A 26993-nucleotide genomic window follows, 5' to 3' on the forward strand; every position below is an offset into this window, starting at 1 on the left:
CCTTGCTTTGTAAGGCGGGGGCTCGCTGTCGGGTAAGAATATTAGGGTGCTCCAGCAACTCTTCAGCCCGTCCGTCCAGCACACGCTCGACCTGATAGGCATCTTCGTCTTCGCCATCTCCGGCGCCCTGCTGGCCGTCCGCAAGAACTTCGACGTCTTCGGAATCGCCGTCCTCGCCGAGGTCACCGCACTGGGCGGAGGGCTGTTCCGCGACCTGGTCATCGGGGCCGTCCCGCCCGCCGCCTTCACGGACCTGGGCTACTTCGTCACCCCGCTGCTCGCCGCCCTCCTGGTCTTCTTCCTCCACCCGCAGGTGGAGCGCATCCAAGCCGGCGTGAACGTCTTCGACGCGGCGGGCCTCGGCCTGTTCTGCGTCGCCGGGACGACGAAGGCGTACGAGTACGGCCTCGGACTCACCGCCTCCGTCTGCCTCGGCCTCGCGACCGCCGTGGGCGGCGGCGTGCTGCGGGACGTCCTCGCCAACGAGGTGCCGTCGCTGCTGCGCTGGGACCGCGACCTGTACGCGGTCCCCGCCATCGTCGGCGCCACCATGGTCGCGCTGTGCCTGCGCTACGACACCCTCACCCCGCTCACCAGCGCGCTCGCGGTCGTCACCGCCTTCGTACTGCGCCTGCTCGCGATGCGGTTCCACTGGCGAGCGCCGCGGGCGTGGAACCGTCGGTCGACGGTGCGAGAGGAGTAGGGCCGGTCCCGTCGGCGCGGTGCTGTCCCATCTCCAGGGTCAGCCAGCGGAACGACGGGACCACCTGCGGCCGCCACAGCGCCATGGTGTGCCCGCCCGCGCTCTTCGGGATGTACACCACGTGCACGGTCGTCGGCGCCTTCGCGATCTGCTCCAGGCTCGCGGCCGCCTCGTAGCCGTCGTGCGGCTGGCCGGAGAGATAGAGCGCGATCGGGGGCGGCGTGTGCGCCTTCCGGAGCAGCACGTACGGGTTGTTCTCGGCGCGCAGGGCAGGGCTCTGTGCGGCGAGCGAGGCGCGTTCGATGATCGGGTCGTTGTATCCGGACAGGCTGATGGCGGCCTGGTAGCGGTCGGGGTGGGCGACGGCGAGCTTGGCCGCGCAGTGCGCGCCCGCCGAGTACCCGGCGGCCGCCCAGCCCTGCGGGGCGCGGTCCGCCCGGAAGTTGTCCATGACCATCATCGGTACGTCGATGCTGAGCCAGGTATCGGCGTTCACCGTCCCCGGGATGTTCGCGCAGCCGGGGTCCACGCCGGCCAGCAGATTGGTGCGCGGCGCCACCAGGATGAACGGCGCGACCTTCCCGCCGCGCATCAGCGGCAGCAGCTGTTTGTGCACGTGCAGTGAGCCGAACCAGGCCTTCGCCGAGCCGGGGTAGCCCGACAGCAGCTCCACCACCGGGAACCTGTGGTGGCGGTAGGCGGGCTCGTGGTACTGCGGCGGCAGCCACACGTAGACCTCGGCGTTCACGCCGGACACCCTGCCCTTGAGCTGGGTGACGCGCACTCCGTCGGCGGCCCGCATGCCCGGCCCGGTGGCCGGCCTGAACGTCTGCCGGACCTTGGGCAGCTTCCTCAGCGCGATGCCGCCCGTGCCGTCGGCCCCCAGGTTCTCGGCCTGCTGGACGTGGTCGCCGGTGCCGAGCAGGTCGGCCCAGTTGTCGTACAGATTGTTCTCGTTGTTGACCATCACGAAGACCAGGGCGACCGCGGTGCCCTGGGCGAACAGCAGCATCAGCGTCCGGGCCACGGCGCGCAGGGGCTTCGGCCCCCTCAGCCGCGACCACAGCGCGAGGGGCAGGACGAGGGCGACGACGGCCAGCACGATCAGGGTGTAGAGGAACGAAGTCCCGGTGAGGCTCATGTCCTTACAGAGGGCCTGGCGGCTCACTCGGGTTGGCGGACGAGTACGGACACTTACCGAGAAATTGCCCGCAGCTCACCTTCCTCGGGGGCTCCTCGGGGGCTCCTCGGGTTCAAAGCTACCGCTTAGTAATTTCATGTTGTACCGTTCAGCCATGTCAGAAGCAGCTACCGTGCGGGCCACGATCGGCGACAGCGAGTTCGACCGGGACACCGCGGTCACCCGGCGCGAACCCGGGGTCTACGACATCGACCTCTCCGCCGGCTGGACGATCCTCAGCGCCGTCAACGGCGGCTATCTGCTGGCCGTCCTCGGCCGCGCGCTCGCGGACGCCCTGCCGCACTCCGACCCGTTCACCATCTCGGCGCACTATCTGACGGCGTCCCAGCCCGGCCCGGCGGTCGTGCGCACGGACGTCGTACGGACCGGACGCACACTGTCGACCGGCCAGGCCTCCCTCTTCCAGCACGACGACCAGGGCCGCGAGGTCGAACGCATCCGCGTCCTCGCCTCGTACGGGGATCTGGACGCGCTGCCGGACGACGTCCGTACGACGGCCCGGCCACCCGCGATCCCGCCCCCGGAGCAGTGCTTCGGCCCCGAGGACGGGCCGGCCCCCGTCTCCGGCAGCTCGGCGATCGCCGACCGGCTGATGCTCAAGCTCGACCCGTCCACCCTGGGCTGGGCGCTCGGTTCGCCGTCCGGCAAGGGGGAGATGCGGGCCTGGTTCGGACTGGACGACGGCCGCGACCCCGACCCCTTCTCGCTGCTGCTGGCGGTCGACGCGCTGCCGCCGACCGCCTTCGAACTGGGCCTCTCCGGCTGGGTACCGACGGTCGAACTGACCGTGCACGTCCGCTCCCGTCCCGCGCCGGGCCCGCTGCGCGTCTCGATCACCACCCGCAACCTCGCCGGCGGCTTCCTGGAGGAGGACGCCGAGGTCTGGGACAGCGCTGACCGGCTGGTGGCGCAGTCACGGCAGTTGGCGCGGGTCAGGCTGTGAGAGGTTCGCGCCCCAGCCAGGCTGCCAACCTGACGTAGGCGTCGGCCTCTTCGGGGACCGGCCGGGCCGAGTCGAAGGGCACGCCGTCGCCGCGCCGCTCGTCGGGGAGCAGGCGGTGGGCGACGGTGAGCGCGAACTCGGCCAGGTCCGGATCGAGTTCGGACGGCCGCCCCAGGGCCTCACGGAGGTCCCAGGTGTGCGCCACCGTCTCCAGTACGTATCCGGACAGGGCGATCCGGCCGGGCAGCTCCCCGAACGGCATGCGCATCACCGCGTCCATGAGGTCGTCGTCCGCCCAGGCCTTCAGGGCACGGTCGGCGGCCTCGCCATAGGCCGCCGGCCAGCCGCCGTCCGGTACGGCGTCCACGAACGGCTTCATGGCGAGCGCGTCCCCGCCCTCGGCGACGACGGCGACGCGGTGGGTAGCGCCGGCCATGTGGCTCAGCAGCGTACGGACGTCGAACTCGGTACACGGGGTGGGCCCGGCCAGCTGTTCCGGACGTACCGCCTTGATCAGGGCGGCGGCCTGGTCGGCGGCTCGGGCGAACAGGGGGCGGGGGTCGTTGGTCATGGGCGGCCTCTCCTCAGGGTGGGGGCGCGGGCGTCTGCGCGTACTTCCCGGGCTTCTGTGCGTACTTCCCGCGCCTCGTGTGCTTCGGTGCCTCGGTGTTCGGGGCTTCTGTGCTTCGGTGCTTCGTTCGGTGCGAGGATCGCCGGATAACCTGACAGCTGCCGTCAGCATTTGCGCCGTCCTTCCACGCCGCGGGATCCTGGGGCCGTGAAGTCCGAACGCCTGCTGTCGATCCTGCTGCTCCTGCAGACCCGCGGCCGGGTGCCCGCGCGTGAACTCGCCGAGCGGCTCGAGGTGTCGGTGCGGACCGTCTACCGGGACGTCGAGGCCCTGTCGGCCTCCGGTGTCCCGGTCTACGCCGAACGCGGACGGCACGGCGGCATCGAGCTGCTCGCCGGATTCCGTACGGACGTCACGGGGCTCACCGCCGACGAGTCCCGGGCGCTGTTCATCCTCGCCGCCCAGGGCGCGCACGCCGCGCTCGGCCTGGACTCGGCACTCGGCTCGGCCCTGCGCAAGGTCATGGCGGCGCTCCCGGCCCCGCACCGCCCGGCCGCCGAGGTCACCTCCCGCCGCGTCCTCGTCGACGCCACGCGCTGGAAGGGCGGCCCGCAGAAGGCGGTCGACCTGGACGTGTTGCAGGACGCGGTCTTCGCCGACCGGCGCCTCAGGCTGCGGTACCGGCACAGCGACGCCAAGGAGGCGCGGACCTACACCGTGGACCCGTACGGCCTCGTCTCCAAGGCTGGTGTCTGGTACCTGGTCGCCGACCGGCGGGCCGAACCCCGGCTCTTCCGCGCGGACCGGGTTCAGTCGGCGACCGTCCTCGACGACCCGGTGCTGCGGCGGCCGGGCGTGGAACTCGCCGACGCCTGGGAGGTGTTGCGCCGCCAGGTCGAAGAAGGTCCCGGCGGAATCGACGTCACCGTCCGGGTCCGGCGCGAGCGCCTCGACATGTTCCAGCGCCTCAACGCCGCCTCGCTGGTCGCCCTGCCCGAGGACGACGGCGAAAGCGAGTGGGTCACCGCCCATCTGTCGTACGGCTTCGTCCAGGAGGCCCGCCAGCTGCTGCTCTTCGCCGACCGCGTGGAGGTCCTCTCCCCGCCGGAAGTGCGCGAGGAACTGGCCGCGACGGCCGCCTCCGTCACGGAGCTGTACCGGCGGGCGGGCAGCGGGCGGGACTGAAGGACCTGCTGGCTTTCGCGCCGGGTCAGTCCAGCCAGTGGTGACGGCCGATGCTGATCAGCCGCAGCTGACGCTCCGCCACCTGGGCGACCCGCTCCCGCTCCTGAGGCGATGCCTCCAGCGCCTCCAGGAACAGCGAGGCGGTGATCAGCATCTGGTCGACGTACAGGTTGGCGAGCATGAGGAGGTCGTCGTCGTGCCAGCCGTCGGACTCGGGGTCCTTGGCCAGTTCGGCCTTGACCTCCTGGCCGAACCGGGCCAGTTGCTCCTGGATGGCGTCTCGCACCGGCTGAACTCCGCCATGTCGCTCACGGGCGATAAAACGGACATGGGCCGGGTACCCGTCGACATGGCGGGCGATCAACTCGACGGCGCGCTTCATGCGTTGGCCGCTGTCGTCCGCCCCGGACACCGTCGTCCGGATCATCGGGTGCAGGCTGCCCAGCGCCTCCTCGACCAGGGCCACGCCGAGATCCGCGGTGGAGCGGAAGTGGCGGTAGAAGGCCGTCGGGGCGACGCCGACGGCACGCGTGACCTCGCGCAGGCCCAGACTGCTGAGGCTCTGCTCCTCCAGCAATCCCAATGCCGCGTCCAGGAGCGCCTGACGGGTCTTCTGTTTCTGTGCCTGCCGGACGCCGAGGGTGTGACTCATGCCATGCAGTTAACAACTGTTCTCTGTGATTGGAAAGTCGTACGACGCGTTAGACTGAGAAGTCAGTGAACAACTGTAACTACAACCGTTCACCGAAACGTGTCGTTCACCGAAACGTGACGAGAACCATCTCGTACGCATCCCGGAGGGGGATCCCATGCTGTTCCTCGTCGCCGCACTCCTGATGCTCGGCGCCGTCGTGGGCACAGTCGCCCACGCGCCGCTGGGCTTCACCGCCGTGGCCGCCGTCGTGGTCGCCGTCTGGCTCGGCATCTTCGCGGCCCGTGAGCGCCACGGGCGCCGCAGCGGCCCGTCCACCAACTGACATCCGCCCGCAAGATCCTCTGGAGCTGACCCGCCATGCAACTCACCGCACCGGCCACCCGCCGCACCGGCATCCGCGACGCCGACGGCATGGCCGTCGCGTCCTTCATCCTCGGCCTGATCGGCCTCCTCGTCTTCAACGTCTTCCTCGGCCCGATCGCGATCGCCCTGGCGGCGGTGGCGCTGTGGCGGGACACGAACCGTCGGGGCCGGGCGTACCTCGGAATGGGGCTGGGGGTTGCCGACCTGCTGGTTCTGGTCACCTTCATGCAGATGGACAGCACCGTGTCCTGGAGCTTCTGAAACCGGTGACCGATGTGGGCGGCCGATCCGCCACCGCGCGAGGCGCACGGCCCGAGCCCACTGCAAGGGCCACGTAGAATCGGCGTCACCATGGCATACCTCGACCACGCCGCGACCACCCCGATGCTCCCCGAGGCAGTCGAGGCACTCACCGCGCACCTGAGCGTCACCGGCAACGCCTCCTCCCTCCACGCATCCGGACGCCGCGCGAGGCGAACCGTCGAGGAGGCCCGGGAGACCCTCGCCGAAGCCCTCGGCGCACGCCCCAGCGAGATCGTCCTCACCGCCGGCGGCACCGAGGCCGACAACCTCGCCGTCAAGGGCCTGTACTGGTCCCGCCGCGACGCCGACCCGGCCCGCACCCGGGTCCTCGCCAGCCCCGTCGAACACCACGCCGTCCTCGACGCCGTCCACTGGCTCGGCGAACACGAGGGCGCCACGGTCGAGTACCTCCCGGTCGACCGGTACGGCCGCGTCCGCCCCGAGGCGCTCCGCGAAGCCATCGCCCGCAACCCCGACGACGTCGCCCTCGCCACGATCATGTGGGCGAACAACGAGATCGGCACGATCCTGCCGGTCCGTGAACTCGCCGACGTCGCCGCCGAGTTCGGTATCCCGCTGCACGCCGACGCGGTCCAGGCCTTCGGCCAGGTCCCCGTCGACTTCGCCGCCTCCGGCCTCGCCGCGATGACGGTGTCGGGCCACAAGATCGGCGGCCCCTACGGCATCGGAGCCCTGGTCCTGGGCCGTGAGTACACCCCCGTCCCCGTCCTGCACGGCGGCGGCCAGGAACGCCACGTCCGCTCCGGCACCCTGGACGTTCCCGCGATCGCGTCCTTCGCGGTGGCCGGACGGCTGGCCGCCGAGCAGCGCGAGTGGTTCGCCCAGGAGATCGGCTCCCTGCGCGACGCCCTGGTCGAGGCGGTCCGTACGGCCGTCCCGGACGCGATCCTCGGCGGCGACCCGGCACCGGAGGGCCGCCTCCCCGCCAACGCCCACTTCACCTTCCCCGGCTGCGAGGGCGACTCCCTGCTCCTCCTCCTCGACGCCCAGGGCATCGAGTGCTCCACCGGCTCCGCGTGCACCGCCGGAGTCGCCCAGCCCAGCCACGTCCTGCTGGCCACCGGCATCGACCCGGACCTGGCCCGCGGCACCCTCCGCTTCTCCCTCGGCCACACCTCCACGGAGGCCGACGTCGAGGCGGTCGGGAAGGCGATCGGCCCGGCGGTGGAACGGGCGCGCGCGGCGGGACTGACGTAAGGACCGGTCGGGGACTGACGCGAGGACCGCTCAGGCCACCGCTGTACGGGCCTTCTTCACGAGCTCCATGTACCGGTCCCAGTCCCAGTGCGGCCCAGGGTCGGTGTGATCCGTCCCCGGCACCTCGACGTGCCCGATGATGTGCTCGCGGTCGACGGGTATGTCGTAGCGCGCGCAGACCCGGGCCGTGAGCCGGGCCGAGGCCTCGTACATCTCGGCCGTGAGGTCCTGCGGCCGGTCCACGAAACCCTCGTGCTCGATGCCGACACTGCGTTCGTTGTAGTCGCGGTTGCCCGCGTGGTACGCCACGTCCAGCTCGCGGATCATCTGCGTGACGTGCCCGTCCTGGCGGACGATGTAGTGCGCGGCCGCCTGGTGCCCCGGGTCCTGGAACGCCTTCACCGCGCTGGCGAAGCTGCCCTGGGTGACGTGGATGATCACCATGTCTATGCCGTAGTCGTCGGGCCGGTCCGCCATCCGCCAGTTCGCCGACGACGCGGCCACCCAGCGCGCGCCGGCGTAGTCGACCTCGCCCTCCTTGCGCGGCTTCTCCACGCCGGGCGCACGCCACCACAGACGCGCCAGCTGGTCACGGGCCAGCACCGCCGTGCCCGCCGCGGCCACCGTCCCGCCGATCAGCAGGGCACGGCGCCCGATGCGCCGATCGGAGTCCGCGCCCGTGTGCTTGGCGCTGCCCGTGTCCTTGGATGCTCGTCTCGCCCCCATGTGATCGTGAACGGATACTCGTGGGCTTCGGTTCCCGCGCACCCGTACCCTTGAAGGGTTATGACTGACACCCCGCAGCGCTCCCGTCCTCTTCGCGTCCTCGCCGCCATGTCGGGCGGAGTCGATTCCGCCGTCGCCGCCGCCCGCGCGGCCGAGGCGGGCCACGACGTGACCGGTGTCCACCTCGCCCTCTCGGCGAACCCCCAATCGTTCCGCACGGGCGCGCGTGGCTGTTGCACCATCGAGGACTCGCGCGACGCCCGTCGCGCCGCGGACGTCATCGGCATCCCGTTCTACGTGTGGGACCTCGCCGACCGCTTCCGGGAGGACGTGGTCGAGGACTTCGTCGCCGAGTACGAGGCCGGCCGCACCCCGAACCCCTGCCTGCGCTGCAACGAGAAGATCAAGTTCGCCGCCCTGCTCGACAAGGCGCTCGCTCTCGGCTTCGACGCGGTCTGCACGGGCCACTACGCCCAGGTGATCGTGAACTCGGACGGCACCCGCGAGCTGCACCGCGCCTCCGACATGGCCAAGGACCAGTCGTACGTTCTCGGCGTCCTGGACGACCGCCAGCTCGCCCACGCGATGTTCCCGCTCGGTGACACGGTCACCACCAAGGACGAGATCCGCGCCGAGGCCGAGCGCCGCGGCCTGGCGGTGGCCAAGAAGCCCGACTCGCACGACATCTGCTTCATCGCGGACGGCGACACCCAGGGCTTCCTCGCCGGCCGGCTCGGCAAGGCGGAGGGCGACATCGTCGACGAGTCCGGCGCCAAGCTGGGCACGCACGAGGGTGCGTACGGCTTCACCATCGGCCAGCGCAAGGGCCTGAGGATCGGCACCCCGGCGCCCGACGGCAAGCCGCGCTACGTCCTCGACATCTCCCCGGTGGACAACACGGTGACGGTCGGCCCGGCCGCCGCCCTGGACGTGACCGGGCTGACCGCGATCAAGCCGCGTTGGTGCGGGGCCGCCCCGACCGGCCCCGGCAGCTACACGGCCCAACTGCGCGCCCACGGCGGCGAGACCGAGGTCACCGCGGAGCTGATCGACGGCTCCCTGGAGGTGTCGTTCGCGGAGCCGGTCCGCGGCGTGGCCCCCGGCCAGGCGATCGTCCTGTACGACGGCACGCGCGTGGTGGGCTCGGCGACGATCGCGTCGACAGTGCGGGCGACGGCCGCGGTGTCCTAGACGATCATCGAGACTGGCCCCGGATCCGCCGCCGTCATAGGCTTCCCCTGCGGATCGTCCGCAAGGGAACGAGAACGACGGGGCCGCTTCCCTGTCGCCGGGAGGTCGAGGGTGCTCCTCCGTTTTCGGGTGGCCAATCACCGCTCGATCCGTGACGAGTGCGAGCTGTCGTTGATCGGCGCCGAACTCAAAGAGGGCACGGCGCGGGACACCGGCCTCAAGCATGACGGGCGGCCGGTTCCGGGGCTGTGCGTCCTGGGCGTCTTCGGTGCCAACGCGTCGGGCAAGACCAACCTGCTCCGGGCCATGGTGGACATGCGGGAGGCCGTGCGGACCTCGTTCGCGGACTGGCCGAAGTTCTCCGGAGTACCCCGTCAGCCCTTCAAGCTCGACCGGGAAAGCGCCGACGAGACGACACTCTTTGAGGTGGACCTGGTTGTAGGCCACCAGCGGAAGATCCGCTTCACCTATGGCTTCGAACTGTCCGACGAACGCGTCGAGGCCGAGTGGCTGCACGCCTACCCCCACGGCGAGCGCCAGGTCTGGTTCGACCGGGAGGCGGGCCGACCGGAGTCGGAAGGCTCCGAATTCGTCTTCGAAGGGGACGGCTTCACCGGGAATCGCGAAGCCCTCGTCGGCTACACGAGGCCTGACGCCCTGTTCCTCACCACTGGCGCCACCCTCAATGATCCCCAGCTGACGGCATTGCACCGCTGGTTCATGGACAATCTGTGGCTGGTCACACCGGGCGAGGACATCACGGGGCGGACGACGTTCACGCAACGGATGCTCACCGAGAAGAGCGCGAAGAACACGAGGAACGCCTACCACGAGCGGATCCTCCAGCTCCTCGCCATCGCCGACCTGGGTATCACCGGAATCGACGTCGACCCCGAGTCCGGAGGCATCCGGCTCACACACCGGACGCCGGACGGCGGTGATGTCGCGCTGGAATTCCTGAGTGAGGAATCGTTCGGTACGCACGCCTGGTTCGCGTTCCTCGGCCCCATGCTCACGGTGCTGGACAACGGGACGACGCTGTTGGTCGACGAACTCGATTCCAGCCTGCACCCCACCCTGGCCGCCGAGGTCGTACGGATCTTCCAGGACCCCAAGGCGAACCCGAACGACGCCCAGCTGATCTTCACCACGCACGACGCCACCCTGCTCGGAAACGCGGTCCTCGACCGGCCGCTCGACCCCGAGCAGGTGTGGATCGCGGCGAAGGAACGCTCAGGGACATCCAGCTTCTATCCCGTGACCGCCGCACACCCGGCGGAGGACGAAGATCTGGAGAGCGGATATCTGCGCGGCCGCTACGGTGGCGTACCGCGCGTTGGCGCGGGAGCGATCGCTCGTGAACTCTCCTGGCAGGAGGCGAAGGAAACAGCGTGAGCAGGCGGGGCGGACTGTGGCAGGACGGCGGTCATGGCGGTGCGGGGACGTCGGGATCTCAGCGGAGACGCAGGGGGAGCAAGGACGACCAGTTCGCGCCCGTCCCCTACCGGCCGCCGGTCTCGAAGGAGCAGCGGGTCATCTTCATCGGCTGCGAGGGCGAGGTCACTGAACCGCAGTACCTCGACCACCTCAACGCCCGCTACGGAGACGGCGGAGACGGGGCGCGGCAGCCGTTCCTGATCCACCCGATCACCGCCAAGAACGGCCTGACGCCGTCCAGGGCGGTCGCCGCCGTGCGGGAGCACAAGCAGGCGAAAGGGGTGGAGGGGTGGGCCATGTTCGACAGGGATGACCACCACGACATCCAGAAGGCCCTTCAGGACGCCGCCGAAGCCAACATCCAGGTGTGCTTCTCACACCCTTCCTTCGAGCTGTGGCTGCTCCTGCACTTCCAGCCTTTCAGCGGGCGGCAGAGCGGCAAGAACAAGAACGTCCTGGAGAAGCTGCGCGCGGCGCACCCGGCGTACAGGTCCTTCGACGTCAAGAACGACAAGAGTGTCAAGGGCCCCCGCCGTGACGCGCTGGATGACGACGCGGCGAAGAAGGCGGTCGCTCACGCCAGGACCCTGGTCAACCAGTGTGAGCACGGCGACTGCAAGGCAAACAAAGGCAAGCCCAAGCCCGTCAAGCGGGACAGCGTCCCCGAACCGTGGAACAAGTGGGCCGCGCGTTCCGGACACGCCGAGGACTGCCAAGTCCTGAACCGGGATCCGTCCACCGACGTATGGCGGCTGCTGGTCAGCCTCGGCATCGTGGAGGACCGGCCGAGGTAGCCGAAAACCGCTGTCCGGGCGGTTAACACCTGCACCTGCTGCCGCTCTAGGCTGCCCTCGCACCACCCGTTCACCCACTAACCAACGAAGGACCGGCGCGTGGCCCGCATCACCCTCCCCCAGTTGGAACGGCACCTCTTCGCCGCCGCCGACATCCTGCGCGGACGGATGGAGCCCTCCGACTACCGGGACTACATCTTCGGGCTGCTGTTCCTGAAACGGGCCTCGGACGAGTTCCAGCCGGAGTGGGAGCGTGCCTACCAGCAGCGGCTGGAGGAGACGGGCAGCGAGACGAAGGCCCTGCAACGGGCCGACAACCCCGACTACTACACCCGAGTCTTCTACGTCCCGCCACGCGCCCGCTGGTGGACCGGCCCGCACGTGCTCGATTCCGAGCACCCGGAGGTGACCGTCCCGGGCATCGAGGCGCTCACGGCGGAGATCGAGGGGCCAGACGGCAAGCCGATGAAGGCGGGGGAGTACCTCGACAAGGCGCTGGCGGCCCTCCAAGAGGGCAACAGCCGGCTTACGGGCGTGGCGTCCCACATCGAGTTCAACGCGGTCGTCGGCAACCGGCCCCGCTTCACCGCGTCCGAACTGCGTTCTCTTATCCGTCACTTCAGCCTCTACCGCCTCCGCAACGAGGACTTTGAGTTCCCCGACATGCTCGGCGCGGCCTACGAGTACCTGCTCGCCCGGTTCGCGGACAGCGCGGGCCAGAGCGGCGGCGAGTTCTACACCCCGCGCTCCGTCGTCCGCATGCTGGTACGACTGCTCGACCCGCAGCCCACCGATAGCGTCTACGACCCCTGCATGGGCTCCGGCGGCATGCTCATCGCGGCCCGCGAGTACGTCGAGGAGCACGGCGGAGACCCCGACGAACTCGCCATCAACGGCCAGGACCGCAACCCCGCCTCCTGGTCCATGGCCAGCATGAACATGGTGCTGCACGGCATCCGCAAGTTCGACCTCAAGCACGGCGACACCCTCACCGAGCCGCTCCACCTCGACGCCGGCAAACGCCTGCTCACCTTCACCAAGGTCCTCTCCAACCCGCCCTTCTCCCAGCCGTACGACCAGACGGCCGTGGCCGCCGCCGACGCCGTGCACGGCACGCGCATGAAGTGGGGCTGGGCGCCCGAGAAGGGCAAGAAGGCGGACCTGATGTTCGTCCAGCACATGGTGTCGGTGCTGGAGGAGAAGGGAATGGTCGCCGTCGTCATGCCGCACGGTGTGCTGTTCCGCGGCGGCAAGGAGAAGGACATCCGCGAGGAGCTGCTGCGCGACGACTGCCTGGAGGCGGTGATCGGCCTCGGCCCGAACCTCTTCTACGGCGTCGGCATCCCCGCCTGCGTCCTCGTCCTGCGCCGCCCGCACCGCAAGGAACAGGACCGGCGCAAGAGGGTCCTGTTCATCAACGCCGACCGCGAGTTCACGGCTGGCCGTAACCAGAACGAGCTGCGCCCCGAGCACATCGAGAAGATCGTCACGGTGTTCCAGAAGGGACGGGAGCAGAATGGCTACTCGCGCTGGGTAAAGGTGGACGACCTCCTCGCCGAGGGCGCCAACCTCAATATCCGCCGCTGGGTGGACAACTCACCCCCGCCCGAGCCGCAGGACGTACGGGCACACCTGTACGGAGGCGTGCCGGTCGCGGAGGTCGTGGCGCGGGAGAAGCTGTTCGGTGCGTACGGGGTCGACGCGTCGACGTTGTTCGCGGCGCGGGATGACGATCCGGAGTACTACGACTTCCTCCCCGAGGACCCCGAGACCACGGTGGGGCGTATCGCCGAACAGGCAGCCGCCAAGGAGGCGGAACTGCGGGAGGCGTACGCGAAATGGTGGGCGAAGGGGTCGGCGCTCTTCGCCCAGCTGGCCGAGGACCGCAAGCTGATGGTGCTCCGGGCGGGCCTGCTGGCCGGCTTCACCGAGGCGGTCGACGCGGTCCGCGTTCTCGACGAGTACCGCACGGCGGGCATCGTCGCCGACTGGTGGACCCACGCACGCTACGACATGAAGGCCCTGGCGGCGGGCGGGTTCGCCCGTGTCCTGGAAGGCTGGGTGGACTCGACGGAGGCCATCGTCAAGCCGGCGGAGGGATCGGTGAGCACCTCGTCCCGCAAGACGACGGTGACGGCCGCCGACCGCCGCCGGGCCATGGACCAGCCGGTCGTACGGCACCTCATCCCGGAGTTCCTCGACCAGTACACGGTGGTCGAGGCCGAGGTCGCGGCGGCGGACGCGGCGTACAAGGAGGCGGCGGACGCGCTGGCGGCGGCGAAGCCGCCGGAGGACGGCGAGGAGGAGGGGGACGGCGACGGTGCCTCGGTGGAGGCCACCGAGCCGGTCTCTCCGGAGGAACTCGCCCGTCTTGAGCAGGAGTTCGCCGCTTGCCGCAAGGCGCGGACCGCCGCGACGAAGAAGCGTAAGGCGCTGGACGACCGGTTCCTGAAGGATTTGCTGGCTGCGGCCGAGGTGGTCCTGGCGGATAGGGAGCGGACCCAGGAGATCGTCCTGGACGTCCTGAACGAGGACCTGTCCGGGCGCCTGGACGCGGCGTTGGCCGTGGGGCGGCGGGAGCTGGTCGCGGTGTTCCGGCGGTGGGTGGAGAAGTACAGGGTGTCGCTGAGCGAGCTGGAGGGGGAGAGCGAGGCGGCTCAGGGGGAGCTGGGGGAGTGGCTGGAGGTGTTGGGGTATGGGCGGTGAGTTCATGACCGAGCGCCCGACGGTAGCTCTCAAAGACGTGCTTCGACGGGTGGAGACCGGATGGAGTCCGGTGTGTGAGCCTCGGGTTCCGGCAGCGGATGAATGGGGTGTTCTCAAGCTGAGCGCGGTGACCTCTGGGCGCTTCGTGGCAACGGAGGCCAAAGCGTTGCCTGCGGCTGTTGCACCAAGATTTGGGCTGGAAGTCAGACGTGGCGACGTGCTGGTTTCGCGGGCAAATGGCGTCAAGTCCCTCGTGGGGGTTGTCTGCTCAGTCGGGGAGGTTCGTCCCAAGCTCATGGTTCCGGACCTTGTGTTTCGGCTCGTGGCAGACCCGGATGTACTCGACCCTGACTACCTGGCTATCGCCCTCGCGTCGAATGCGGCCCGGTGGCAGATCGATGAAGCCATGCGAGGGTCGAGTGGGCAGTACAAGATCTCCCAGGCGGACGTACGCGACTTGCGTGTACCGAGGATTCCGCTGGACGAACAGCGCCGGATTGTCGCCGCGCATGCCGCGTTCAAGCGGCGGATCGGGGCGTTGGAACGTGCGCTGAGGAAGCTGCGTGTAGCCGAGCAGGGGCTGTCCGCCGAAGCCTTGTCTGTGGGACAGGGGTGGGAGCGAGTTCACCTGGAATCCGTTGCGGCGGTCGCAGCCGGGGTCACCCTCGGTTCAGAGCCAGTCGGCGACGGCACCATCGAACTGCCGTACCTGCGCGTCGCCAACGTGTTGGACAGTCGCATCGACACGGCAGACGTCAAGCGTGTTCGGATTCTCAGCGCTCAATTCGAGCGGTACGCACTCAGGCCGGGAGACCTGCTCCTCACCGAGGGCGGGGATCTCGACAAGCTCGGCAGAGGTGCGGTCTGGGATGGTCGCATCGAGTCCTGCCTGCATCAGAACCACGTGTTCCGCGTTCGGTGCGGAGATCGCTTGCTGCCGGACTTCCTGGCGCTGTACACCGCTTCGTCTGAAGGGCGCGCATACTTCCTACGGGTGGGCAAGCAGACCACGAACCTCGCGTCAATCAACTCGACTCAGGTGAAGAAGATGCCGGTTCCTGTGCCGCCGTTGGAGGAACAGCAGCGGTTGCTCGGGCCGGTTCGTGCAGCCCGGAAGCGGGTTGCTGTGGTGGAGGGGCAGATTGCCAAGCTCCGCACTGTTCAGCGAGCCGTTGTCGAGGACTTGCTCACCGGTGCAGAGGCCCAGACACCCGCCGCATGAGCGAGTCGCCTCGACTGCTGCTCCGTGCCGGGAAACGGACAAACCGCTCAGCCCTGCGGTCCGGCCTTCAGGGTCCGCATCAGTGCTTCCAGCGAAGCCCGGTCCGTCGTGAGAACGCGGGCCGGGCTCTCGCTCTCACGGAGCGCTATGCCGTCGGGGCCCGTCGTAGCTACCTCGACGCAGGCGTTGCCTGAAGCCTCTGAGAACGACGACTTGGTCCACTGCAACTTGGGCAAAGGGATTACCTCTTACAGCTCTCCGGCGATTTCGAGGATGCGATCCCTCGACTTCTCAGGATTCAACGCCACCTGTTCGACCAAGTCCAGTCGTCGACGGAAGTTGGACAACTGGGTAGGCGAGTCGATGAAGACGGCACCGATCGGCGAGTCCACCTCCACGGTGTCCAAGTGGGGGCTTGCGGCGGCGGCGTACATCATCGTGTCCCCGGCCATGGGAAACCCCTCGGCAGTGAGCGGAATGACAAGCAACCGTACGTTGGGGCGCTCACTCTCCTCCAAAAGACGCTTCAACTGCGCCTTGGCCACATGACGGCCGCCGATCCGCAGGTGGAGGGCCGCCTCGTAGATCAGGCCGGCGTATGGCACGCCAGGGTCGGCTGCCACGACGCCGTGCCTGGCCAAGCGATGGGCCACACGCAACTCGACCTCCAGCCGAGGCAATGGCGGCACGAAGAGGTCGAATAGCGCTCGGGCATGATCCTCGGTTTGGAACAGACCAGGGATGTGGGCTGTCTGGAGGGTCCGCAGGCTTTTGGCGTGATGCTCAAGCTCTGCCACGTCCACGAAGTCGGGCGGGATCTTGCCTCGGTATTCGTCCCACCAACCCCGCACGCGTCCCCCAGTCATCGCGGCCAGAGCATCGATGAGTTCTGTGTCGTCGCACTCGTAGATGCTTGCCAGGCGCCGAAGCCGCTCCTCACTGATGCCGAATCGTCCCGACTCGATGTTGGAGATCATCGTTCGGTCCACTCCGAGCAGCTCAGCGGCAACAGGGGCGGACATGCCAACCGAGTCGCGAAGCCGCCGAAGTTCAGCACCGAAGCGGCGCTGTCGGATGGTAGGTGCCTGACGTGGTGCCATGGATCAACTCCTTGCTCGCGCGCATAGTTTGCCGACCTTGGCGCTATGGCGTCCACGCAAATCACCTTGACTACCCGTTTTAGTGAATGAGGTAGCACGCGTTTTAGCGTCGAGGCTAGCCTGTGACTCAGGCCACCACTCCCACCCCAAGCCATCGGAAGCGCACCGGAACGCATCTGCGCCTATGGCGATGCCACCCGGCAGGCCACCGCACCGGCTCAGGGTCGGAGATCGCGGCCAGTATCCCGACGACTCCGGACGTCTATGACGGCCACGCCATCAAAGGAGGATCCGCATGACCTCACCCCCCACCACCCCCACCGAAGAGGACCCCCTCTCTCACCCGCACCCCCTCCCCTTCACCGCCCCCTGGAAGTACGAACTCCACTTCCCCTGCGACCCCCGGGGCCCCGGAATCGCCCGCCTCACCCTCCGTGCCGTCCTCACCGCGCACGGACTCGCTGAACTCACCGACCGCGCGGAGCTGTTGACGTCCGAGCTCGCCACGAACTCCGTGCGGTACGCCAAGGGGTCCGCCTTCGTGCGGCTCTTCTGGCTCTGCCCCGTACTCCGCGTCAGCGTCTGGGACATGAGCCCGGACCTGCCCCTCGCGCCGCCCACCGTCGCCCCCGCGGACGCGGTCGGCGGGCGTGGACTGTGGATCCTCGACACGGTGGCCGACCGATGGGGCGGATGCGGCATAGGAGAGGCGCCGTACGGACCCGGCGGCAAGACCATCTGGTTCGAGCTGGCCCTTCCGCCGGACCCTCGCCCGGGCCCGCCGCCCGCCCTCGCGGCCTGATCCCGCGAGCCGCCGGACGCCCGGTGTGGCTTGATCGCGAGGCCGAAACGCCCCTGGTCGGCTCCCTGCCCGTGAGTAGAGTTGCCTGTACGTCCCATGGAGACGCTGGGGCGCACGGTGAGGGCAGGGAGTCCAGCGGTGAGTCGGCGGGTGCTACCGGAGTACGAGAAGACCGAGAAGCCGCTGATAAAGCAGTTGGTCGGGCTTGGTTGGGAGCACCTTGAAGGTGCCTCACCCGGCGAACCGGTCACCGAACCAGGCCCGTCCGGGCGTACGTCGTTCAGCCAGGTCGTCTACGCGGACCGCTTCCGGGACGCCGTCTCCCGGATCAACCCCAGCCCCAAGCGCGGCGGCACGTGGCTCACTCCCGCCCAACTCGACCGCCTCCTCGCCCTGGTGCTCGGCACCGCGCCCGGACAGGGGCCCGTCGACCACGGAGTCGGCGGCAACCTGGAAGTGACCCGGCTGCTGCGCAACGGCGTCAACGCCCGCCTGCTGCCCGGCTGGAACAAGGGCGACCCCGAACTCGTACACCTCGTCGACTGGGACGGCGAGAACGGAGGCCTCAACGACCTCCTCGTCGTCAGCCAGTTCCGCGTGGAACGCAAGGATGCCCGGCCCGTCATCCCCGACCTGGTGCTGTTCGTCAACGGACTGCCCTGGATCGTCATCGAGTGCAAGGCCCCGCTGACGTCGGGCGGGAAGCACTCCAGCCGGGCGGCACTCGACGACGCCGTGGGCCAGGTCTGCCGGTACGCGAGCCTGGAGTCCCCGGCGCCCGTCGCCGAGTTCACACGCTTCGCACAGGTGCTGGTCGGTACCGACCGTACGTATGCCGAGCTGGGCACCGTCACCTCGACGCCGGAGTACTTCACACCTTGGCGTACGACCGAACCCGCGCCCGCCGACGGATGCGACACCGACCTCGCCGTCCTCACCGCCGGCGTGCTGAGTCCCGATCACCTCCTCACCCTGGTCAGGGACTTCACCACCGAGCGCGGCCAGGGCAGCCGCACCCTCAAGGTGATCGGCCGCCACCAGCAGTTCAAGGCCGTGCTGAGGCTCGCCCGCCGGCTCAAGGCCCGCAGGAGAGCGATCGCGGCGAAGGAGGATGTCGACCAGCGCGGCGGGGTCGTCTGGCACACCCAGGGCTCCGGCAAGAGCCTCACCATGGCGTTCCTCGTGCGCCACATCAGAAGCGACAGGGAGCTGCGGGGCCACAAGGTCGTCGTCGTCACCGACCGTATCGACCTGGAGAAGCAGATCCAGGAGTCGCTGGCCGCCGCCGAGGAGGACGTTCACCGCGCAGACGGGGTCGATGACGCTCGGGCACAGCTCGCCGTACGTGTACCGGACGTCGTGCTGGTGATGCTCCAGAAGGCGCAGCGCGACGAGACCGCATCCGATGGGCAAGAGGAGAATCTCGGCACCGGCGACGGCGAGGAGACCCGCGTCCAGGTCAGGCCTGCGAACCCCAGTTCCGACATCGTGGTCCTCGTCGACGAGGCGCACCGCGGCCAGGACAGCTGGCTGCACGCCCGGCTGCGCGCCCTGCTGCCGAACTCCGTCCTGGTCGGCTTCACCGGCACCCCCATCATCAGCGGGGCGCGCAAGAAGACCGAGGAGGTCTTCGGGCCGCTCGTCGACACGTACACGCTGCGCGACGCCGAACGCGACCGGTCTGTCGTCCCCGTGCGCTACGAGGCGTACGACGTGCCGCTGGAAGTCGTCGAGAAGGGCGTCCTGGACACCCGGTTCGACGAGCAGGTTCCCGCCGACCCGGAGCGGCGTGACAGCGTGCTGCGGACGTTCGCGCGGCGCAAGGAGGTTCTCGAGGCGCCGCCCGTCATCGCCCACAAGGCCGATCACATGCTCCGGCACTGGGCGGTCAACGCGCTGCCCGACCGCTTCGGTGCCCAGGTGGTCGCGGTGTCACGGCTCGCCGCGACCCGCTACCGGGACGCCCTGATCGACGCCCGGGACAGGCTGCTCGCGCAGCTCGACGCACTTGACCCGGCGATCGCCCACGACCCGACGGCGGCCCTCGGAGCCGACGCCGACCTGCGCAAACTCCTCACCGTCCTGCCGCACCGCGATGTCCTCGCCTCCATCGACGCGGCGGTCGTCATCCACGGAGAGGGCCAGAAGGACCCGGAGGAGTGGCGGGACTGGACGCTGAAGTCCAAGCAGGACGCGTACATCGAACGCTTCAAGGCGGGACTCGGTGACCCGCTGGCCGCCGCCCTCGACCCCTCCTGGGACGTTGACCCGCACGGCCCGGGGCGCCCCACTGGCCTGCCCGTGACCGACGTGTTCCAGACCGGGCAGCCGCCCGCGCAAGAGGCGGAGGACGACGAGAGCGGGGAGGAGACCGGGGAGCCATTCGCCTTTCTCGTCGTCCAGTCCATGCTCCTCACCGGCTTCGACGCGCCCGTGGAGCAGGTCCTGTACCTGGACTGCGGCCTGTCCGGCGTGGGGCTGCTCCAGGCCGTGGCCCGCACCAACCGACCGTACCCGCGCAAGAGGTGGGGCACGGTCGTCGACTACATCGGCATCGGCGACGAACTCGCACGGTCCCTGCACGCCTACGAACAGCACCACCTGCGCGAGGTCTACGGCTACGACAACGTCTCCGTCGACCACCTGCGAAGCGACTTCAAGGGCACACCGCCCACGGGTGAGGGCCTGCTGCTCCAGGCCGACGCCGCCGCGGACCGGCTCCTGTCCGACCTGCACGACCGTGTCGCCGGCTTCGTCCGGAACCAGAACCTCGCCGCCTTCGATCGGCACGGCATCCTCACCCTGGCCGACGAACAGCGCCGCGAGGCACTGCTCGACGCCCTCGCCGACCCGCTCGTACGGGGCGAGTTCGACGAACTGGCGCGGGACTTCCTCACGGCCCTCGGCGCCGTCCTGCCCCGCCCCTACGCCCTCACCTACGAGCAGCTGGCAGGCAACCTCGGCGAGGTGCAGTACCTGGCGCGGCAGCGCTACCTGGACGGACGCGACGAGTTCAGCCCCCGCCGGTACGCGGCGAAGGTACGCCGGCTCATCGCCGACCACATCCGGGCCACCGGAGTGGAGCTGCGCGTCCCGCCCGTGGAACTGACCGCGCCCGACTTCATGGAACGCGTCGACGCCAACCCCGACGCCCGCGCCAGAACCAGGTACATGGTCAGTCGGCTGCGCACCCACATCACGGCGAAGATCGGCACGGACCGCGCCCGCTACGAGCTGTTCAGCACCCGCCTGGAGGAGATCGTCCAGCGGATGCGCCAGGACTTCGAGCAGGCCGCGGACGACCTGGCACGGCTCCGCGGCGAGATCGTCGCGGAGCCCGAGGAGACGGGGCCGCACCTCGACCCGCTCACCGAACGGCCGGTGTACCGGGCGCTGGTGCGAGAGCTGGAGCAGGCGGGGGCGGCTCCCCTGCCTGACGGCGTCGATCTCCACGAGGTGGCCTGCTTGATCACGGAGGACATAGCGGTCATGGTGCGTCCGCAGCACTTCGTGACACAGACCGAGGCACGCATCGAGGCCCGCAAGGAACTGCGTTTCAAGGTGGCCGGCCATCTCCACATGGACTGGGACGACACCGCGGACATGGCGGCCGGGCTCCTGGAACTCGCGGTGGAGCGACGCGACGACTTCCGGCGCTACCAGGCACGGCCGCGCCCGTGAGACCGGCACGGCGGTGGCGGGGCCTGTCAGTGGCGGATGGTACGAATGGCGGGTGAGCGTCCTCGTCCAGTCCGCCCTCGCGTCACTGCCCCTGCCGGGACAGTGGACGTGGCGGGTCGTCGAGAGACCGCGCCGCAGGACACTCGGGATCGAGATCCGCGAGGACGGGACCGTACTCTTCGCGGTGCCCCCGGACGCCGATCCGCAGGCCGTCGCCGACGCGGTGCGCTCGCGGCTGCCCCGTATCGCGGGCGAGGTCGAGCGCCGCATGCGCCGCGGAGGAGAGCCCGTCAAGGAACTGGTCAGCGGGGCGAGCTTCGCCTATCTCGGTCGGCGGCACCGGCTCAAGGTCGTCCCCGCCGAGTCGGGCGCGCGAGTGAGGCTGCACCAGGGTTGGCTGGAACTTCCTCAGTGCGGCTCTCCGCCGGAGGGAGCGGGGCTGATCGCGGACTGGTACACGGCACGGGGTGGCCGGTGGATGACCGCGCGTGCCGCGCCCCTGGCCGCGCGGGCCGGGGTCACTCCCGGACAGATCACCGTGCGGGACCTCGGGGAACGCTGGGGGTCCTGCGAGCCGGACGGCGGCATCTCCGCGCACTGGGCGCTGATGCAACTGCCTCCCGCCCTGGTGGACCTGGTCCTCGTCCATGAGCTGACGCACCTGACGGTCTCCGCTCACGGGGCGGCGTTCCGACGCCGGATGAGGCTGGTACTCGAAGACCTCGAAGAGCTGGAACACCGATTCGCGCAGGCGGAGCCCGAGCTGTGGCGCGGGGCCGTGTAAGAGCCGGTCGACAGCTCTCATGCCGAGCCCTCACGTCCCGGAGTTGTCCCAGGAACCTACGACCCGCTGCCCTCCGGTGCCCACAGCTCGAACCGGCTGGTGCCCCCGGCCGTGGCATAGGGAACCGTGCCGATGAGGCGGTAGCCGGAGGAGTGGACCAGGGCGTCGCGGACGAGGACGCTCGCGCCGGTCGGGTTTCCGCGGTCGAGCACGATGAGCGTGAAATGCCGCTCGGCCACCGCGGCCCGGAAGCCGGCCGCGCCGGTCAGGTGGCGCCCGGAACGGGTCGTGTAGTCGATCGTGTAGGTGGAGTTCCACTGGCGGTACGAGGTGTCCCGCCCCAGCTCGTAGACCGGCACCTCGTAGGTGTCGGCGAGGTAGCGGCCGTGCGCGTTGACGTAGGGGCGCAGGGCTGACACCAGAGCGCTGGAGTCCGGCCACGTGTGATAGTTGGCGTAGGCCTGTGACATGCCGCTGGAGAGCAGCAGCACGCCCAGGAAGATCGCCCACTGCGGGTACTTGAAGTGCGGGCCCATCAGGCGGGTGACGCCGACCCCGGCGAGCGGCGCGGCGAAGAACAGCCCGTAGCCGATGTGCTTGTGCAGCGAGACCTCGGTGTGCAGGTGCAGCTGGTAGGCGGGCGCGAGCAGGGCCGTGCCGACCAGCACCAGGCCGAGCGCGGCTCGCCAGCGGGCCCCCGGCAGCGACCCGCGCCAGCCGGGCATCTCGCTCATGCGGCCGCTGCGGACGTACGAGACCGTCCCCAGGCAGGCCACGGCGACGGCGAGGCCGCCCCAGCGGGCGCAGTCGCGCAGGATCTGCCAGGCGGGCGTGGTGCCCACGGCGCGGGCCGTGGTGGTGGACTGGATCGCCGACAGGTACCCGGAGGCGTACAGCCCGGCGCCCAGCAGCCCCGCGGTGGTCAGGGCCAGCAGTGCGCCGCGCACCAACGCCCGGGGCAGACCGCGCCGTTGGTAGGCGGTCAGTACACCGAGCAGCACGAGGGTGGGCACATACAGGGCGGAGGCGTACTTGACCGCCACGGCGAGCGCGGCGACCGGCGCGGCGAGCAGCGTGAGCAGCGGGTGCGAACCCGCGGTGCGGACGACGATCCAGGCGGCCAGGGCCAGCAGGAACAGGGCGAGGGCGTCATACGTGGCGAAGTTGCCCATGAATGCCGTGGACTGGGCGATGGCGAAGACGCCGGCCGCGCACAGTCCCGCGCGCTCGTTGAACAGCCGACGCGTCATCGCGTACAGCAGGGACGTGCAGCCCAGCATGCAGACGAGGCTCAGCGCGCGGGCCCCGGTCAGCCCGAACACGGAGTCGACGGCGGCCGCCAGGACGGGGTAGAGAACGGGCGCACCGGAGAAGTAGCTGTCGAAGCCGCCGTAGAGCTTCGTCCCGTAGAGCAGGTGACCGAGCTCGGCGTGACCGGCGAACAGGTAGAGGGCCTCGTCTTCGAAGGCCGTGTTCTGCAGGCGCAGCGACAACGCGGTCTGCACCAGCAGCAGGCCGAGCAGGACGAGCCGGCTGACCCACACCCGGCGGGAGCTCGCGGCGGCGGACCAGCCGGAGTCGGGGACGGGGCGCAGCGTATAGCCCGCGGACGTCAGCCGGAGCACGCGCAGCTGCATCGTCTCCGCGACCCGGGACCGGGCTTTCGGACGCGCCACAGGCAGCTGCATGGTGGCGTCGGGCGGCTTCCCGAACCAGCTCGCCTCGCGCGCGGGCGGATGGAACCCGTAGCCGGGGTCCGGATCGGGATCCGGCTCGCGTTCCGTTTCGGGCACGTCGACCGGTCGGCCGTCCGGAGTGGTGGTGTCCTGCTCCATCTACGGCCCCTCTACGGTTTCCGGACGTCGAAGCCGAAGGAGTCGTCGGCCGCCGCCTCGCGGAACGCGGCCAGCGACAACGGGCCGCTGTCGATGCGCCAGTCGGCCTCCTTCTTGAGGTTGAACCAGACCAGACCCAGTACGTCGTCCCGCGCGCGGACGCCCGCGAACAGGTCGGTGATCTCGGCGGGCTTGCGCTCCCCGGCCTCCACGCCGGTCTCCGCGACGATGAACGGTTTGCGGCTGAAGCGGCGGATCTCGGTCAGGGTCGGCCCGAACAGGGTGCGGAAGGAGGTCGGGCCGCTCAGGGCGTAGTAGCCGACGACGCCGATCCAGTCCACGTAGGCGTCGCCCGGGTAGTACGGCTTGAGCCGGACGTCCGGGACCGGGTTGATCACGTTCGGGCTCCATACCCAGATGACGTCGGCGGCGCCCTCGTCCCTGAACAGGTCGTGGATGTGCCGCCACGCGCGCGCGAAGTCGGCGGCCTTGGTCTTCCGGCCGCCCCAGGGGTACCAGCCGCCGTTCATCTCATGCCCGAAGCTCAGCGCGAGCGGCCGGTTGTAGTCGCGTACGGCGTCGGCGAACTTACGGATGTACGCATCGTCCTTTCCGGCGGCGATCTGTGCGACCGTACGGGAGAAGGGTTCCCAGACCAGGAAGGGCAGTTGGCCGTTGTCCCACACGGCTCGGTTGACCTCGGGCTGGAACGGGTCGCCCCATTTCGCGTAGTACTCACGCAGGTCGGGCCGCTTCCCCGCCTTCTCGGTGAAGGCGGTCAGGGGCGCGGTCGCGCGGGGTGAGCCGTTGACGGCGACACCGAGGTATTTGTGGTCCGGGTGCAGCAGCGGGCGTATGTCGTAGGGCGGTTCGGTGCGCTGCGTCTGCGTCTGCTTGTCCTCCGGGGCCGCCGCGGCCGAAGAGACCTGCGGGGCGGGCGGTGCGCAGGCGCCGACGGTGGCGGCCAGCAGACAGCCGACGAGGGCGAGGAGCAGGCGGCGCGGGCCGCGCGGGCGGCGCGGGGCGGTCATCCGGCGGCCGTCTCGGCGCGCGGCTGGATGAGGGCGCGGGCGACCGCGACGCCGTAGAACAGGCCGGAGGCGAGCATCAGGTCGTAGTCGGACGGGCTGAGCGAGGTGCTCATGCGCCACACCGCCACCGCGATCCAGGCCACGGCCGACACACCGCTCCAGGCCCACAGACCGATCCACAGGCGGCGGGTCTTGCTGCCCTTGGCCCCGCCCGCTCCGGTCGGCGTCCAGCCCATCGGGCGGCGGCGCAGGGTGTCCCAGATGGCGAAGGCGTGCGCCCAGCCGTACAGGATGCGGGTGGCCCAGGCCTCCAGGCGGTAGGGGTTGCGGTGCCAGATCGGGTAGACGACGGTCAGGTAGATGACACTGGGCAGCACCAACCCGATGTTCGCCAGCTTCAGCTGCTCGGGCGCCGCCAGCATGATCGTCAGGGCGATGAGCGGGCCGCTGAAGGTCAGCAGCCCGGTCTCGATGTAGTAGAAGAATCCGGACAGATAGCACAGCCGGCTCACGAACCGCATCTTCGTGCGCCAGAAGTCCCCACTGCTCAGCATGGCGAGCGAGGCCATGCACCAGCGGTACTGCTGGCTGTAGAAGGCGCCCACGGTGTCCGGGCACACCCCGGTGGACAGCGCGAGCGGCACGTAGGTCAGGTCCCAGCCGAGGGCCCGCAACTCGAAGCCGGTGTACATGTCCTCGGAGTGCTCGACCAGGCTCATGCCGCCGATCTCCGCCAGCGCGCCGCGCCGGTAGACCGCGCAGGAGCCGACGCAGATCGAGCCGTCGCTCTTCTGCCGGGAGACCTGAACGCTGCGGTAGAACAGCTCCTGCACGGCCGCCGCCCCCCGCTCGATCCAGTTCTGCTGGTCCAGGACCCGGAAGAACTGCGGCGACTGCACGATCCCGGTGCGCGGCTCGCGGTCCATGTACGGCAGCAGTTCGTGCAGCAGGTCCCGGCGGGGTGCGAAGTCGGCGTCGAGGATGAGGATGAACTCGCCCGAGGAGCGCTCGAAGCCGTGGCGCAGGTTGCCCGCCTTCTTCATCCATCCCCGGTTGGGGCGCACCAGGTACCGGAAGCCGAAGTCGGCCGCCATCGAGCTGGTCTCCGCGTCGTCGGAGTCGTCCAGCACGATCGGGGTGACCTTCCCCGGGTAGTGCTCGGCCAGGGTGCGCACATGGAGCCAGGTGTTGTGCAGGACCTCGATGGGCTCGCCGCACACCGGCAGGAAGACGTCGACGTGCGGGTACCGCTCCGGCTGCCACGCCCTGACCAGGCGGCGGTGCCCCCGCAGGTCGAAACTCGGGGTGAAGGAGTCCAGCCGGAGCGAGATCAGATAGCTCACGACGGACAGCAGCAGGAGCGGGACGTACGCCCAGATCCACACACTGGTCGCCGCCGCCCGCACCTGACTGATCACCAGGCACACGAACCCGACGGCGGACGACAGGGTCAGCACCCAGACGTGCCGCCGGACGTACGAGACCTTCTCCTGGTCGTCGGGCGGCGCCGGCAGCAGCCCCGGATACGCATGGCCGGAAACAGCCTTGCGGGGATCGGCCCGGCGGCGGCGCGAGGGCATCGCCGGTCTGCCGCCGTCGGGCAGGGTGTGCGCGGTGTTCATGGGAGGTGCTCTCCACGGGCGAGCCGGAATGCCGGGGGGACAAGGAGGCTCGTCGCCGGAGGCGCGAGTTGGTGGTGAAGCTTATGTGACTATTTCTGGCCAGTGGGTTTCGGATTCCTCAATTCTTGGCCGGGATGTGCGGCCGACGAGAAGAACTCCGCCAGCACCGGCGCGAGGACGCTCGGATCCACCGTGTGAGTCTGGCCCTCCAGGCTCCGGTACGTGCCCTGGGATGCCGTTTCGGCCACCGCCCGGGCGGCCTCGCGCATCCAGGCGGGGCTCGCACCGCCCGCGACGGACAACACCGGCACGGTGATCGAGGCCAGCCGCTCCGAGGGCACCAGACCGTCGCCCATCACGGCGTTGTCGTAGGCGAGACTGGGAGCGATCGCCTCCAGGCCCGCCCACATGGGGGAGTGGCGGGCGCCCTGGATCATTTCCTCGGCCAGCCCGGTGAGCCTGAGGAACAGCTCGACCGCGTCCCCGCGCCGGCCGTGCCCGAGTGCCTCGTCGAGGCGCTCCGTGTACTCGGCGCGCTCTGCCGCGCCGCCTTCGTACACGGCGAACGGCACCTCGTACACCGCCACCCGACGGACCGGCAGCCCGCTCGCCGCCGCTCGCAGGACGAGCGCGCCGCCCGACGAGATGCCGTACAGCGACGCCTCGCCGCCTGCCGCGTCGATGAGCGCCGCGAGGTCCTCGACCTCGCGGGCCACCGCGTAGGGTGCCGTGTCGCCGCTCTCGCCGCGACCGCGACGGTCGTAGGCGATGACGTCGAAGCGGTCCGAGAGATGCGCGGCGAGGGGCGCCATGGTGGCGCCCGTCGACATCGCTCCGCTCACGAGGACGACCGCTGGGCCCTGTCCGGTACGTTCATACGCGATGTGGGTGCCGTCGCGCGAAATGGTGTTCTTGTCCAT

The 26993-nt window shown here is 69.7% G+C and carries 24 protein-coding genes; 14 read left to right on the plus strand and 10 right to left on the minus strand.

Going from position 1 to position 26993, the window contains the following annotated elements; all coding sequences use genetic code 11:
- Positions 1–46: 46 nt before the first annotated feature.
- Positions 47–703 carry a trimeric intracellular cation channel family protein gene (locus tag Q4V64_RS37025; protein WP_124439056.1) on the plus strand — a complete coding sequence of 219 codons (657 nt, stop codon included), beginning with the start codon at positions 47–49 and terminating at the stop codon, positions 701–703.
- Here Q4V64_RS37025 and Q4V64_RS37030 read toward each other — a convergent pair.
- A complete protein-coding gene (locus tag Q4V64_RS37030) occupies positions 612–1844 on the minus strand; it encodes an alpha/beta hydrolase-fold protein (RefSeq protein WP_124439055.1) in 1233 nt (410 codons plus the stop codon). The two genes, Q4V64_RS37025 and Q4V64_RS37030, sit on opposite strands and share 92 nt — an antisense overlap.
- Positions 1845–1998: 154 nt before the next feature.
- Here Q4V64_RS37030 and Q4V64_RS37035 point away from each other — a divergent pair, with 154 nt between their 5' ends.
- The gene (locus Q4V64_RS37035) at positions 1999–2847 is read left to right on the plus strand and encodes a thioesterase family protein (RefSeq protein WP_172629108.1); all 849 of its coding nucleotides are present in this window, start codon (positions 1999–2001) and stop codon (positions 2845–2847) included.
- Here the strand turns inward: Q4V64_RS37035 and Q4V64_RS37040 are convergent.
- Positions 2837–3418, minus strand: coding sequence for a TIGR03086 family metal-binding protein (locus tag Q4V64_RS37040; protein WP_124439053.1), 582 nt, complete (start codon positions 3416–3418; stop codon positions 2837–2839). The two genes, Q4V64_RS37035 and Q4V64_RS37040, sit on opposite strands and share 11 nt — an antisense overlap.
- A 207-nt stretch (positions 3419–3625) precedes the next feature.
- Here Q4V64_RS37040 and Q4V64_RS37045 point away from each other — a divergent pair, with 207 nt between their 5' ends.
- Positions 3626–4603, plus strand: a complete 978-nt coding sequence (locus Q4V64_RS37045) for a YafY family protein (RefSeq protein ID WP_124439052.1) — start codon at positions 3626–3628, stop codon at positions 4601–4603.
- A gap of 25 nt (positions 4604–4628) precedes the next feature.
- Here Q4V64_RS37045 and Q4V64_RS37050 read toward each other — a convergent pair whose 3' ends face one another.
- Positions 4629–5255, minus strand: coding sequence for a TetR family transcriptional regulator (locus Q4V64_RS37050; protein WP_124439051.1), 627 nt, complete (start codon positions 5253–5255; stop codon positions 4629–4631).
- A gap of 157 nt (positions 5256–5412) precedes the next feature.
- Between Q4V64_RS37050 and Q4V64_RS37055 the strand changes: the two genes are divergently transcribed.
- The 3 genes from Q4V64_RS37055 to Q4V64_RS37065 all read left to right on the plus strand — a co-directional run bounded on the left by Q4V64_RS37055 (position 5413) and on the right by Q4V64_RS37065 (position 7142).
- On the plus strand, positions 5413–5580 hold the full coding sequence (locus tag Q4V64_RS37055; RefSeq protein WP_172629107.1) for a hypothetical protein: 168 nt from the start codon (positions 5413–5415) through the stop codon (positions 5578–5580).
- Positions 5581–5615: 35 nt separating this feature from the next.
- On the plus strand, positions 5616–5882 hold the full coding sequence (locus Q4V64_RS37060) for a DUF4190 domain-containing protein (protein ID WP_124439050.1): 267 nt from the start codon (positions 5616–5618) through the stop codon (positions 5880–5882).
- 90 nt (positions 5883–5972) lie between these two features.
- Positions 5973–7142 carry a cysteine desulfurase family protein gene (locus Q4V64_RS37065; protein ID WP_124439049.1) on the plus strand — a complete coding sequence of 390 codons (1170 nt, stop codon included), beginning with the start codon at positions 5973–5975 and terminating at the stop codon, positions 7140–7142.
- 30 nt (positions 7143–7172) lie between these two features.
- Here Q4V64_RS37065 and Q4V64_RS37070 read toward each other — a convergent pair whose 3' ends face one another.
- Positions 7173–7868 (minus strand): N-acetylmuramoyl-L-alanine amidase, encoded by a 696-nt coding sequence (locus tag Q4V64_RS37070; RefSeq protein WP_124439048.1) that lies wholly within the window; start codon positions 7866–7868, stop codon positions 7173–7175.
- A gap of 60 nt (positions 7869–7928) precedes the next feature.
- Between Q4V64_RS37070 and mnmA the strand changes: the two genes are divergently transcribed.
- The 5 genes from mnmA (at position 7929) to Q4V64_RS37095 (ending at position 15218) form a co-directional block, all read left to right on the plus strand.
- Positions 7929–9059: a tRNA 2-thiouridine(34) synthase MnmA gene (mnmA, locus tag Q4V64_RS37075; protein WP_124439047.1), complete on the plus strand. Its 1131-nt coding sequence runs from the start codon at positions 7929–7931 to the stop codon at positions 9057–9059.
- 111 nt (positions 9060–9170) lie between these two features.
- Entirely contained in the window at positions 9171–10454 is a 1284-nt protein-coding gene (locus Q4V64_RS37080; RefSeq protein WP_124439046.1) for an ATP-binding protein, read from the plus strand.
- Entirely contained in the window at positions 10451–11290 is an 840-nt protein-coding gene (locus Q4V64_RS37085; RefSeq protein WP_172629106.1) for an RloB family protein, read from the plus strand. The genes Q4V64_RS37080 and Q4V64_RS37085 overlap by 4 nt, the downstream gene beginning before the upstream one ends.
- Before the next feature lie 99 nt (positions 11291–11389).
- On the plus strand, positions 11390–13996 hold the full coding sequence (locus Q4V64_RS37090) for a class I SAM-dependent DNA methyltransferase (protein ID WP_124439044.1): 2607 nt from the start codon (positions 11390–11392) through the stop codon (positions 13994–13996).
- The gene (locus tag Q4V64_RS37095) at positions 13986–15218 is read left to right on the plus strand and encodes a restriction endonuclease subunit S (protein ID WP_124439043.1); all 1233 of its coding nucleotides are present in this window, start codon (positions 13986–13988) and stop codon (positions 15216–15218) included. The genes Q4V64_RS37090 and Q4V64_RS37095 overlap by 11 nt, the downstream gene beginning before the upstream one ends.
- A gap of 47 nt (positions 15219–15265) precedes the next feature.
- Here Q4V64_RS37095 and Q4V64_RS37100 read toward each other — a convergent pair whose 3' ends face one another.
- Together Q4V64_RS37100 and Q4V64_RS37105 are read right to left on the minus strand one after the other, a co-directional pair.
- Positions 15266–15454 carry a DUF397 domain-containing protein gene (locus Q4V64_RS37100; protein WP_124439042.1) on the minus strand — a complete coding sequence of 63 codons (189 nt, stop codon included), beginning with the start codon at positions 15452–15454 and terminating at the stop codon, positions 15266–15268.
- 12 nt (positions 15455–15466) lie between these two features.
- Positions 15467–16318, minus strand: coding sequence for a helix-turn-helix transcriptional regulator (locus Q4V64_RS37105; RefSeq protein WP_124439041.1), 852 nt, complete (start codon positions 16316–16318; stop codon positions 15467–15469).
- Between the two features lie 295 nt (positions 16319–16613).
- On the opposite strand from Q4V64_RS37105, the gene Q4V64_RS37110 reads away from it, so the two are divergent.
- The 3 genes from Q4V64_RS37110 (at position 16614) to Q4V64_RS37120 (ending at position 21585) form a co-directional block, all read left to right on the plus strand.
- On the plus strand, positions 16614–17120 hold the full coding sequence (locus Q4V64_RS37110) for an ATP-binding protein (RefSeq protein ID WP_124439040.1): 507 nt from the start codon (positions 16614–16616) through the stop codon (positions 17118–17120).
- Positions 17121–17258: 138 nt separating this feature from the next.
- On the plus strand, positions 17259–20801 hold the full coding sequence (locus tag Q4V64_RS37115) for a type I restriction endonuclease (RefSeq protein WP_253266858.1): 3543 nt from the start codon (positions 17259–17261) through the stop codon (positions 20799–20801).
- A 52-nt stretch (positions 20802–20853) separates the two neighbouring features.
- Positions 20854–21585 carry a YgjP-like metallopeptidase domain-containing protein gene (locus Q4V64_RS37120; RefSeq protein WP_124439038.1) on the plus strand — a complete coding sequence of 244 codons (732 nt, stop codon included), beginning with the start codon at positions 20854–20856 and terminating at the stop codon, positions 21583–21585.
- A gap of 56 nt (positions 21586–21641) precedes the next feature.
- Here Q4V64_RS37120 and Q4V64_RS37125 read toward each other — a convergent pair whose 3' ends face one another.
- From Q4V64_RS37125 to Q4V64_RS37140, 4 genes are all read right to left on the minus strand, one after another.
- Complete coding sequence (locus Q4V64_RS37125; RefSeq protein ID WP_253266857.1) at positions 21642–23420, minus strand: glycosyltransferase family 39 protein; 1779 nt, start codon at positions 23418–23420, stop codon at positions 21642–21644.
- An 11-nt stretch (positions 23421–23431) separates the two neighbouring features.
- The gene (locus Q4V64_RS37130; protein ID WP_124439037.1) at positions 23432–24451 is read right to left on the minus strand and encodes a glycosyl hydrolase; all 1020 of its coding nucleotides are present in this window, start codon (positions 24449–24451) and stop codon (positions 23432–23434) included.
- Positions 24448–26031 (minus strand): cellulose synthase catalytic subunit, encoded by a 1584-nt coding sequence (locus tag Q4V64_RS37135; RefSeq protein WP_124439106.1) that lies wholly within the window; start codon positions 26029–26031, stop codon positions 24448–24450. Before Q4V64_RS37135 ends, Q4V64_RS37130 begins: the two co-directional genes overlap by 4 nt.
- Positions 26032–26162: 131 nt before the next feature.
- Positions 26163–26993 carry an alpha/beta hydrolase gene (locus tag Q4V64_RS37140; RefSeq protein ID WP_124439036.1) on the minus strand — a complete coding sequence of 277 codons (831 nt, stop codon included), beginning with the start codon at positions 26991–26993 and terminating at the stop codon, positions 26163–26165.

This window comes from Streptomyces sp. NL15-2K (genome assembly GCF_030551255.1).
Taxonomy (GTDB): domain Bacteria; phylum Actinomycetota; class Actinomycetes; order Streptomycetales; family Streptomycetaceae; genus Streptomyces.

Excerpts from the sequence above, each read along its gene's own strand:
- Q4V64_RS37030 (WP_124439055.1), bottom strand. The coding sequence starts at position 1,844 with ATGAGCCTCACCGGGACTTCGTTCCTCTACACCCTGATCGTGCTGGCC.
- Q4V64_RS37035 (WP_172629108.1), top strand. The coding sequence starts at position 1,999 with ATGTCAGAAGCAGCTACCGTGCGGGCCACGATCGGCGACAGCGAGTTC.
- Q4V64_RS37040 (WP_124439053.1), bottom strand. The coding sequence starts at position 3,418 with ATGACCAACGACCCCCGCCCCCTGTTCGCCCGAGCCGCCGACCAGGCC.
- Q4V64_RS37050 (WP_124439051.1), bottom strand. The coding sequence starts at position 5,255 with ATGAGTCACACCCTCGGCGTCCGGCAGGCACAGAAACAGAAGACCCGT.
- Q4V64_RS37055 (WP_172629107.1), top strand. The coding sequence starts at position 5,413 with ATGCTGTTCCTCGTCGCCGCACTCCTGATGCTCGGCGCCGTCGTGGGC.
- Q4V64_RS37060 (WP_124439050.1), top strand. The coding sequence starts at position 5,616 with ATGCAACTCACCGCACCGGCCACCCGCCGCACCGGCATCCGCGACGCC.
- Q4V64_RS37065 (WP_124439049.1), top strand. The coding sequence starts at position 5,973 with ATGGCATACCTCGACCACGCCGCGACCACCCCGATGCTCCCCGAGGCA.
- Q4V64_RS37070 (WP_124439048.1), bottom strand. The coding sequence starts at position 7,868 with ATGGGGGCGAGACGAGCATCCAAGGACACGGGCAGCGCCAAGCACACG.
- mnmA (WP_124439047.1), top strand. The coding sequence starts at position 7,929 with ATGACTGACACCCCGCAGCGCTCCCGTCCTCTTCGCGTCCTCGCCGCC.
- Q4V64_RS37095 (WP_124439043.1), top strand. The coding sequence starts at position 13,986 with ATGGGCGGTGAGTTCATGACCGAGCGCCCGACGGTAGCTCTCAAAGAC.
- Q4V64_RS37105 (WP_124439041.1), bottom strand. The coding sequence starts at position 16,318 with ATGGCACCACGTCAGGCACCTACCATCCGACAGCGCCGCTTCGGTGCT.
- Q4V64_RS37110 (WP_124439040.1), top strand. The coding sequence starts at position 16,614 with ATGACCTCACCCCCCACCACCCCCACCGAAGAGGACCCCCTCTCTCAC.
- Q4V64_RS37125 (WP_253266857.1), bottom strand. The coding sequence starts at position 23,420 with ATGGAGCAGGACACCACCACTCCGGACGGCCGACCGGTCGACGTGCCC.
- Q4V64_RS37130 (WP_124439037.1), bottom strand. The coding sequence starts at position 24,451 with ATGACCGCCCCGCGCCGCCCGCGCGGCCCGCGCCGCCTGCTCCTCGCC.
- Q4V64_RS37135 (WP_124439106.1), bottom strand. The coding sequence starts at position 26,031 with ATGCCCTCGCGCCGCCGCCGGGCCGATCCCCGCAAGGCTGTTTCCGGC.
- Q4V64_RS37140 (WP_124439036.1), bottom strand. The coding sequence starts at position 26,993 with ATGGACAAGAACACCATTTCGCGCGACGGCACCCACATCGCGTATGAA.